The organism is Mesorhizobium sp. M7A.F.Ca.AU.001.01.1.1 (assembly GCF_004022735.1).
Taxonomy (GTDB): domain Bacteria; phylum Pseudomonadota; class Alphaproteobacteria; order Rhizobiales; family Rhizobiaceae; genus Mesorhizobium; species Mesorhizobium ciceri.
On sequence record NZ_RZPF01000850.1, the window covers coordinates 1 to 2,498 of the forward strand.

The window sequence follows — 2,498 nt, forward strand, 5'->3', positions numbered from 1 at the left end:
CATCCAGCAATTGCGCAAGGCGCTCGCGCGGCAAGCTTCTGCCGCGCGAGCGCCTTGCGCAATTGCTGGATGTCGGCTCACCCTTCCTCGAGATCGGCCAGTTCGCGGCATGGTCGATGTATGGCGAGGAGATCTCTTCGGCCGGCATGATCGCCGGCATCGGCCGCGTCGAAGGCACCGAGGTGATGGTCGTCGTCAACGACGCCACCGTGAAGGGCGGCACCTATTATCCGCTGACCGTGAAGAAGCATTTGCGGGCGCAGGAGATCGCACTGCAGAACAATCTTCCCTGCATCTACCTCGTCGACAGCGGCGGCGCCAATCTGCCCAACCAGGAGGAGGTGTTTCCCGACCGCGAGCATTTCGGCCGCATCTTCTACAACCAGGCCAACATGTCGGCATCAGGCATTCCGCAGATCGCCTGCGTCATGGGTTCGTGCACGGCGGGCGGCGCCTATGTGCCGGCAATGTCCGACGAGACGATCATGGTGCGCAATCAGGCAACCATCTTCCTCGGCGGCCCGCCGCTGGTGAAGGCGGCGACGGGCGAGGATGTCAGTGCCGAGGATCTCGGCGGTGCGGATGTGCACACCAGGCTTTCCGGTGTTGCCGACCACTATGCGCTGGACGACGACCATGCCCTCGCCATCTGCCGGCGCATCGTCAAGAACCTGAATCGGAACAAGACTGTAAGCCTGAACTCTAGGAGAGCGATTCCGCCGCTTCATCCGGCGGATGAACTTTATGGCATCGTGCCGACCGACCTGCGCCAGCCCTATGACGCGCGCGAGGTCATCGCGCGCGTCGTCGACGGTTCCGAATTCGACGAGTTCAAGCAGAATTACGGCACCACGCTGATCACCGGCTTTGCCCATCTCCATGGCGTGCCGGTCGGCATCATCGCCAACAACGGCGTGCTGTTTTCCGAAAGCGCGCTGAAGGGCGCGCACTTCATCGAACTGTGCTGCCAGCGCAAAATTCCATTGGTCTTCCTGCAGAACATCACCGGCTTCATGGTCGGTCGAAAATATGAAGCAGGCGGCATCGCCAAGGATGGCGCCAAGCTGGTGATGGCGGTTGCCACCGCCAGGGTGCCGAAGGTGACTGTCATCATCGGCGGTTCGTTCGGCGCCGGCAATTACGGCATGTGCGGCCGCGCCTATTCACCGCGCTTCCTGTGGATGTGGCCGAACGCCCGCATCTCGGTGATGGGCGGCGAACAGGCGGCAACGGTGCTTGCCATGGTCAAACGCGAAGGCATCGAGCGCAAGGGCGGAGAATGGAGCGCCGAGGAAGAGGCGAAATTCAAGAAGCCTATCCTGATGAAATACGAGCATGAGGGCCATCCGCTCTATTCGTCCGCACGCCTCTGGGACGACGGTATCATCGATCCTGCAAAGACGCGCGACGTGCTGGCGCTCAGCCTGTCGGCCGCGCTCAACGCCGAAATCGAGGACACGCGCTTTGGCGTGTTTCGGATGTGAGAATGGACGGTCAACTTCGACAGCCAAACGGCGGAACTATACCGGCAGGCCGTTGCTGCCGTGTGAAAAGGCTGAACTGTATGGACCAAGCGATTGGTCAGTATAGGCGGCTTCGAATCTCAAACAGTGAACTGGCGGGGGGACAAAATATTCGCTACTGTTTATCCAGCATGGGGCAATGGGGACGGGCTGGAAATGAAACTGAAATATTGCCAGGGAACGGCTGCTTCGATACTTTCCGCATTTCTAATATTAACGGCGACCGGCATCAGCTCGGCGGAATCGCTCGCAGGACGCAAGGGAGACGTGCGTTTTCCGCCGACCTTGGGTTCGGGCGAATGCAACGTTGCCTACAAGGGTTACGTCGCGGCGAGCGGCCATTCGGCCTACGCCACAACCTTTTATTCGCGCGTTGTCGACCTCTACATCATCTGCGGGACGAAGCTCAACGCGCCGTCCCAGAAGGCGGCGGAAGAGACGGCGCTGCGCAATTGCCAGGCCGGGTTGACACGGTGGAAGCTCAAGACCGCGAGTGGCGGCTGCGCAATCTCGTCATCGAAATAAGCAACCGGCCGAGACTTTTTTGCGAATGGGGGAAGCAGAATGAAATCCGGGACCTGCAAACGAGCAGCCACCCCCATAGTGGCAGGCTTGCTGATGGTGGCGGCCTCCACCGCTGCCATGGCCGGATCGCTGGCAGGCAGCAAGGGCGACGTGCGCTACCCGGTGACCATTCCTATAGGAACCACCGGGGGCTGCGGGAAGGCCTATGCAGCGTATCTCGCAGCCGCAGGCCATTCGGCTTTCGCGGCGACGCCAATCGTTCCGGCGACCGAGTACTTCGTTTGCGGCGTGAAGCTGAATGCATCGTCACAAAAGGCGGCGGCGGAACTGGCACTGAAATCCTGTCAGGCCAGCAAAAGCAAATACAAGGTTACCGTCGCCGGCGCCTGCAGCATCGCCGCGTCCAAATAGACCGGAAAGCGCCCGGTTTTTCTCCTTGGGGAAGACAAA

General features: G+C 60.6%; 3 protein-coding genes. All 3 read left to right on the forward strand.

The genetic code is table 11. The annotated features are described in order from the left end of the window. Positions 1 to 1,484: carboxyl transferase domain-containing protein (locus tag EN884_RS32860; RefSeq protein WP_128361003.1), on the forward strand; the 1,484-nt coding region annotated here is incomplete at its 5' end. A gap of 93 nt (positions 1,485 to 1,577) precedes the next feature. Next, the gene (locus tag EN884_RS32865; protein WP_318011939.1) at positions 1,578 to 2,048 is read left to right on the forward strand and encodes a hypothetical protein; all 471 of its coding nucleotides are present in this window, start codon (positions 1,578 to 1,580) and stop codon (positions 2,046 to 2,048) included. 39 nt (positions 2,049 to 2,087) lie between these two features. Continuing rightward, a complete protein-coding gene (locus tag EN884_RS32870) occupies positions 2,088 to 2,459 on the forward strand; it encodes a hypothetical protein (protein ID WP_013532610.1) in 372 nt (123 codons plus the stop codon). Positions 2,460 to 2,498: the final 39 nt, after the last annotated feature.

Excerpts from the sequence above, each read along its gene's own strand:
- EN884_RS32870 (WP_013532610.1), top strand. The coding sequence starts at position 2,088 with ATGAAATCCGGGACCTGCAAACGAGCAGCCACCCCCATAGTGGCAGGC.